We start from the raw sequence: 524 nt of genomic DNA on the forward strand, positions 1-524 counted from the left end.
GTTGGTTGGGAAACAATTGGAAAGTGAACACATTTGCAGTTTTGTTTTCAAACCGACGGATGGCAGTAAAGTGACGAAGTACAAGCCTGGGCAGTACCTCGGCATCTACATCAACAGCGATAAGTTTGAAAACCAAGAGATACGTCAATACAGCCTATCTTCTTCGGTTCAAGAGAACACTTACCGCATCTCCGTAAAACGTAAACAAGGCGGTAAAGTATCCAACTACCTGCACGATGAGCTAAACATCGGCGATAAAGTAAAACTCGCAGCGCCAGCGGGTGATTTCTTTATGGATGTAGATACCAATACACCAGTGGTGCTGATTTCTGCAGGTGTCGGCCTTACGCCAACACTGTCAATGCTAGAAAGCTTGACGGAACATCACGCGCCAGTGACTTGGGTACATGCAACAGAAAACAGCAAACACCACGCCTTTAAAGAGCACGTAAACCAGCTAGTCACGGCGAAAGAAAACATGAACGCGCTCATTTGGTATAACCAACCAACGGCAGAAGACAAGA

The 524-nt window shown here is 46.0% G+C and carries 1 protein-coding gene; it reads left to right on the top strand.

The genetic code is table 11. The features are described from left to right. Nucleotides 1-524: FAD-binding oxidoreductase (locus R8O11_RS31110; RefSeq protein WP_318195375.1), on the top strand; the 524-nt coding region annotated here is incomplete at both ends.

Source organism: Vibrio sp. 1288, from assembly GCF_033344475.1.